This is a genomic window from Bacteroidota bacterium, from assembly GCA_018698135.1.
Lineage (GTDB): Bacteria > Bacteroidota > Bacteroidia > CAILMK01 > JAAYUY01 > JABINZ01.
This window is the reverse complement of sequence record JABINZ010000188.1, coordinates 1-5,518: the sequence shown is the minus strand read 5'-3', so window position 1 is coordinate 5,518 and position 5,518 is coordinate 1. Positions and strand designations below refer to the sequence as shown.

Here is a 5,518-nt window from a genome sequence, read left to right as displayed (position 1 = left end):
CTGCTGCAACTGGATAGTTCTGAAACCTTTAGCATGCTCACCTGGTCGGCATACGAAGATTGGAAACAGGGCATTCAGCGTTATGAAGTACAGGTATTCAATAATCAATACCAAATTTGGGAAAAACTGGTAAGCTCGATCTATCCTGTTTCATTTATCGACTCAATTACAAAATTATCACAGTCAGAATATTGTTACCGTATTGCTGCATTCAGGAACAATGATGAGTTGCAATCACACTCCAATGTTGTTTGTGTGGATACACGAATGAACCTTTTTGTGCCTAATGCATTTTCTCCAAATGGTGACGGAATAAATGATCATTTCCAAATAAAAGGTGTTTTTATCAATGAGTTCAATATTCAGATTTTTAACCGTTGGGGCGAAAAACTATTTGAAAGTGACTCTATTAATGATGGATGGGATGGACGTTTCAAAGGAAAGACTTGTGCGTTGGGAAACTATTATTACAGCATACTGGCTAAAGGAGCAAGCGAGGAAAGCAGAAGAATGAAGGGAAATTTCACTTTGTTGAGGTGATGAATTTGATCCAAATCTTGCAACCCCTGCTTTTCATTCCTTTTTTTGAAGTTACCTATACTACATTTGCAAAAATCAGCATTTTGGTTATTATATGGTGATTAACGTATTTATAACGCTAGTTATCAATTCTTTAGCAATTGACTCCGTGATTATCTAACGATAATTTTTTGCCAATTTTGTTATGAATAAGTCAGCAATTATTCGGCTTCAAATTTCCAAAGTATTTCGCCAAAACAATACCTAAAGTATCAATGCTTTTTATACTTTTGTTTAAGCTGCATGCTTCATAATCTAAACATACAAGATGCCTGAAACGATTAATAGTCGTGACGAATCCTTTAGGGATACGATGAGCACGATATCAGAAAAAGGAAAAAGGAATTGGATTTACGCAAAAAAACCAAAAGGGAAGTTTTGGATTTGGCGAAATGTAGTTGGTCTATTCTTACTCTCTTTTTTCTTTTCAGCTCCGTTAATTAAAATTCATGGTGATCCATTGCTTCTATTTGATTTTATCCACCGTAAATTCATCCTATTAGGTGTTACTTTTTGGCCTCAAGATTCCTTTATATTTTTCTTGTTATTCATTTCCTTTATGGTCTTCATCATACTGTTTACTGTCATTTATGGTCGTATTTGGTGTGGCTGGGCTTGTCCACAAACTATTTTTCTGGAGTTAATATTCAGACGAATTGAGTTTTGGATTGAAGGGGATTATGCCAAGCAAAAAAAAATGGCTAAACAGGTGTGGAACCTTGAAAAAATAGTCAAAAAAGGATTTAAACATTTAATTTTCATAGCCATATCATTACTCATTATTAATACGTTCATGAGCTATATTTTGGCTTATGATGGCTTGATTGAATTCTGGCGAAGTGGAGCTAGCGAACATCCTATAGGCTTTGCTGCCATGTATATTTTTTCATTTGCATTTTACTTTATTTATTCCTCATTTAGGGAGCAAGTTTGTATTATTATGTGCCCCTATGGTCGCTTACAAGGTGTTCTTCTGGACAAAAAATCAATTGTCATATCTTATGACTACAAGCGTGGCGAGCCAAAAACCCCTTTCAGGCGTGAAGAAAACCGGTTAGAGGCAAATAAAGGGGCTTGTATCAATTGCAATAGTTGTGTAATGGTTTGCCCTACAGGAATCGATATTCGCAATGGAACGCAATTAGAATGTATTAATTGCACTGCCTGTATGGATGCATGTGATGAGCAAATGATTAGAACGAATCAACCCAAAGGATTGATTAAATATGCTTCTGAGGAACAAATTGCACAAGCGAAAAAATTCAATTTTTCCTTTCGAATGGTAGCGTATTCGGCTGTATTGCTCGGATTACTTACATTTTTGGCAATCATGTTAAATACACGATCAGATATCGAATCAAGCATATTACGAACACCCGGCATGCTTTATCAAATTCAGGAAAACAATCTGATCAGTAATTTATATAACATCAAAATAATTAATAAAACAAAAGAAGAGATTCCAGTAGAACTCAAGCTTTTGTCTCATCAAGGTATTATTAAAATTGCTTCAGGCGATTTAAAAGTAAAAGGTGAGAATAGCACAAAAAGTGTGTTTTTTCTATATTTAGATGCAGATTTAATCAAAGATTCAAAATCAAAAGTTACCTTTGGTGTATATTCAAATGGGGATTTAATCCAGGAAGTTGATTCTTGGTTTGTAGGCCCCTAAACATTTTTTTATGGGAATTAAGTTCAATTGGGGAACAGCAATTGTGTTGGTAATTTTGCTATTTTTTGGCAGCATGGCCGCACGAATAATTATAAGCTATCAGCATGAAATTAATTTGGTTGATGAAGATTATTATACCAAAGAGCTTTCCTATCAAGATCATATCGATAAAGAACAAAATGCATCAGAGCTTGCGGAAAAGCCTGAATTTAGCATAGATAACAATACATTATACCTTCAGTTTCCTACCTATTTTCAGTCAAGTAAAATAGAAGGCAGCATTCATTTATATCGACCTTCTGATAAGCATTTAGATCATCATTATCGTCTAAAATTGAACAATAACCTAACCCAGGCCATGTCTGTTGAAAATTTGCAGAAAGGATTGTATCACATTAAATTAGATTGGATTGCTGACTCAGTTGCATACTATATTAATCAGGATTTGCAAGTGAACTAATTGGAATGGAGTATTTCATCGAAGCTTTTGTTTTTGGTCTTATAGGAGGAAGTGCTCATTGTGCTGGCATGTGTGGCCCTATTGCATTGGCTTTACCATTAAACCGCAACAATACTTTTACAAAATTAACGGGTGCACTTACCTATAATATTGGTAAAGTGTTGACATATGCATTATTGGGACTATTGTTTGGATTATTCGGAAAAGGACTTGTTCTTGCCGGTTTCCAACAATGGATTTCAATAGTACTTGGCGCAATTATGATCTTATCGGTATTCTTTCCCGTATTATTTAAGAACAAGGTTTTCATCGATAAATTCATATCCAGCTTTGCAAGTCGAATGATTTCTAAACTTCGATCCCTTTTTGCCATATCTTCTTATAAATCATTATTTCTGATTGGTTTTTTTAACGGACTTTTACCCTGCGGACTGGTATACATTGCCATTGCAGGAGCAATTGAATCAAAAGACGCATTATCAGGAGCAATTTATATGGCCGCATTTGGTCTGGGAACTGCACCTATGCTTATAGGAATAGCTTTTTTGAGTTCAACACTGAACATGAAGATAAGAGCTAAATTAAATAAGCTAATTCCCATATTGGTTATTCTTATCGGATTATTGTTCATTCTAAGAGGTTTAAATTTAGGGATACCTTATATAAGTCCAAAAGATCAGGTGCTTAGCCCGCAAGAAAATGTGGATGGGGAATCTTCAGAACATAGCTGTCATTAATGTGTCCTTTTTCTTTTTTGGCCAAATACTTGTACTTATTATGTAGATCAATTCTAAATAAGCATGAAGGAATACATGGTAATAATGAAACTGCCTGAATTATTAACGGAAGAGTTTTTAACGCAGATTCCTGAGCAAAGGAAAAAGCTTGAACGCTTGCTGACCAAAGGATTGATAACAAGCTATTCGCTATCATTAGACCGTTCTACCCTATGGTCAACGATTCCTGCAAGTACTGAAAATGACGTATTAAATGTATTAACAAGTCTCCCGCTAACAAAATACATGAATATGGAAATTATCGAATTAGCATTTAACCTGAATGCCCGAATTTCTCAAACAGCTATTTCGCTGAATTAATAACTGTTACAACTATTGTTCGGTTCTGGCGAGGGCCATCAAATTCACATAAAAAAATATTCTGCCAGGTTGATAATCCCATTTTTCCATTAATAATTGGGATAGATTCGGATGGGCCAACCAAGCCTGCTTTCAAGTGAGCATCTCCATTTCCATCTTGTTGATCATGCAACCAAACGCCCTCGGGGATCATATTCTTCAACAAACTAATCACGTCTTTTTGAACAGAGTCATCCCAATTTTCCTGTATCATAATAGCTGCAGTAGCACCTTGAACGTAGACATTTACCAAACCAGATTGAATGTTGGATTCAGAAACAATCTGATTAACAAAAGAGGTGATATCATATAGTCCATTATGCTGATCGGTTTCTACTTGAATATATTTTTGCATGTCTGTTTTGTGTGATTAACCAAAATTAGAGATTAATTATTATTGTTCGTAATTTTAGTGAAATTTGATAGCCAGTAATAAACCTATAGTGACGAATAAAGAAGAAGTTAACAGGCCATTTGATGCCTTGTCTGAAATAGAGAAAGAAGTTGAAAAAGTACTTAGGCCAAAGGAATTTGAGGATTTTGTTGGACAATTACAACTATTAGACAATCTGAAAGTATTTGTACAGGCTGCAAAACAACGAGGGGACGCCTTGGATCATGTATTGCTGCATGGACCTCCGGGTTTAGGTAAAACTACCTTGGCCTATATACTATCGGCAGAAATGAATGTTGGAATTAGAACCACATCAGGACCTGTTTTAGACAAACCTGCTAATCTAGCTGGCTTATTAACCAATTTGGAACAAGACGATATCTTATTCATTGATGAAATTCATCGTTTAAATCCAGTTGTTGAAGAATATCTGTATTCTGCTATGGAGGATTATAAGATCGACATTATGATCGATCAGGGACCTAATGCAAGATCGGTTGAGCTGAGTTTAAATCCTTTTACATTGGTTGGAGCAACCACTCGCTCAGGACTACTAACAGCACCTTTAAGAGCCCGATTTGGAATAACTGCCCGACTGGAATATTACAATGCGGAAGAACTTTCAAGCATTGTTGAGCGAAGTTCCGGTATTTTAAATGTTGATATCACAGAAGAAGCCGCTTTCGAAATTGCCAGAAGAAGCAGAGGAACCCCCAGAATTGCCAACGCCCTTTTAAGAAGGGTGAGGGATTTTGCCCAAATTAAATCGGATGGTAAAATTGAAATTAATATTACCAAATATGGCCTTAAAGCCTTGAATGTTGATGAAAACGGATTGGATGAAATGGATAACAAGATCCTGACATCCATTATTGAAAAATTTAATGGAGGGCCTGTTGGATTAACAACAATTGCAACATCAGTTGGTGAAGAGTCTGACACTATTGAGGAAGTGTATGAACCTTATTTAATTAAAGAAGGATATCTAAAACGAACCCCTCGAGGAAGGGAAGCCACCCTTAAAACGTATAAGCATTTAGGCATCAAGCCACATGGCATTAATCCATCCTTATTTGATGTTTAATCCATTCATGGTTTTTGAATAAAGAATAAAAACATCAAAAATCAATTTTCAAATAATATCCAATTCTGAAATTTCAAATTACAAACCAAGAGTTAAAAATTAGTTTTTGGTTTGTATTTATGATTTGCCTTTTGTGATTTGTTATTTAGTTTTGCTATCAATTTATCCATAAGCTTTTTTTAGAAGTAGAATT

7 protein-coding genes are annotated in these 5,518 nt (G+C 35.2%); 6 read left to right on the top strand and 1 reads right to left on the bottom strand.

The features are described from left to right. The 5 genes from HOG71_12100 to HOG71_12080 all read left to right on the top strand — a co-directional run. Window positions 1-540, top strand: a 540-nt coding sequence (locus HOG71_12100; protein MBT5991584.1) for a gliding motility-associated C-terminal domain-containing protein, incomplete at its 5' end; no start/stop codon positions are given. 307 nt (window positions 541-847) lie between these two features. After that, the gene (gene ccoG, locus HOG71_12095; protein MBT5991583.1) at window positions 848-2,251 is read left to right on the top strand and encodes a cytochrome c oxidase accessory protein CcoG; all 1,404 of its coding nucleotides are present in this window, start codon (window positions 848-850) and stop codon (window positions 2,249-2,251) included. Window positions 2,252-2,261: 10 nt separating this feature from the next. After that, window positions 2,262-2,711 carry a hypothetical protein gene (locus HOG71_12090; protein MBT5991582.1) on the top strand — a complete coding sequence of 150 codons (450 nt, stop codon included), beginning with the start codon at window positions 2,262-2,264 and terminating at the stop codon, window positions 2,709-2,711. Between the two features lie 5 nt (window positions 2,712-2,716). Continuing rightward, a complete protein-coding gene (locus HOG71_12085; protein ID MBT5991581.1) occupies window positions 2,717-3,448 on the top strand; it encodes a sulfite exporter TauE/SafE family protein in 732 nt (243 codons plus the stop codon). 63 nt (window positions 3,449-3,511) lie between these two features. Further along, on the top strand, window positions 3,512-3,808 hold the full coding sequence (locus tag HOG71_12080; GenBank protein ID MBT5991580.1) for a hypothetical protein: 297 nt from the start codon (window positions 3,512-3,514) through the stop codon (window positions 3,806-3,808). Here HOG71_12080 and HOG71_12075 read toward each other — a convergent pair. Then, window positions 3,792-4,202: a YjbQ family protein gene (locus tag HOG71_12075; protein ID MBT5991579.1), complete on the bottom strand. Its 411-nt coding sequence runs from the start codon at window positions 4,200-4,202 to the stop codon at window positions 3,792-3,794. The genes HOG71_12080 and HOG71_12075 overlap by 17 nt on opposite strands. Before the next feature lie 88 nt (window positions 4,203-4,290). Here HOG71_12075 and ruvB point away from each other — a divergent pair, with 88 nt between their 5' ends. Next, a complete protein-coding gene (gene ruvB / locus HOG71_12070; GenBank protein ID MBT5991578.1) occupies window positions 4,291-5,325 on the top strand; it encodes a Holliday junction branch migration DNA helicase RuvB in 1,035 nt (344 codons plus the stop codon). The last annotated feature ends 193 nt before the right edge of the window (window positions 5,326-5,518 follow it).

Excerpts from the sequence above, each read along its gene's own strand:
- ccoG (MBT5991583.1), top strand. The coding sequence starts at position 848 with ATGCCTGAAACGATTAATAGTCGTGACGAATCCTTTAGGGATACGATG.
- HOG71_12090 (MBT5991582.1), top strand. The coding sequence starts at position 2,262 with ATGGGAATTAAGTTCAATTGGGGAACAGCAATTGTGTTGGTAATTTTG.
- HOG71_12085 (MBT5991581.1), top strand. The coding sequence starts at position 2,717 with ATGGAGTATTTCATCGAAGCTTTTGTTTTTGGTCTTATAGGAGGAAGT.
- HOG71_12080 (MBT5991580.1), top strand. The coding sequence starts at position 3,512 with ATGAAGGAATACATGGTAATAATGAAACTGCCTGAATTATTAACGGAA.
- HOG71_12075 (MBT5991579.1), bottom strand. The coding sequence starts at position 4,202 with ATGCAAAAATATATTCAAGTAGAAACCGATCAGCATAATGGACTATAT.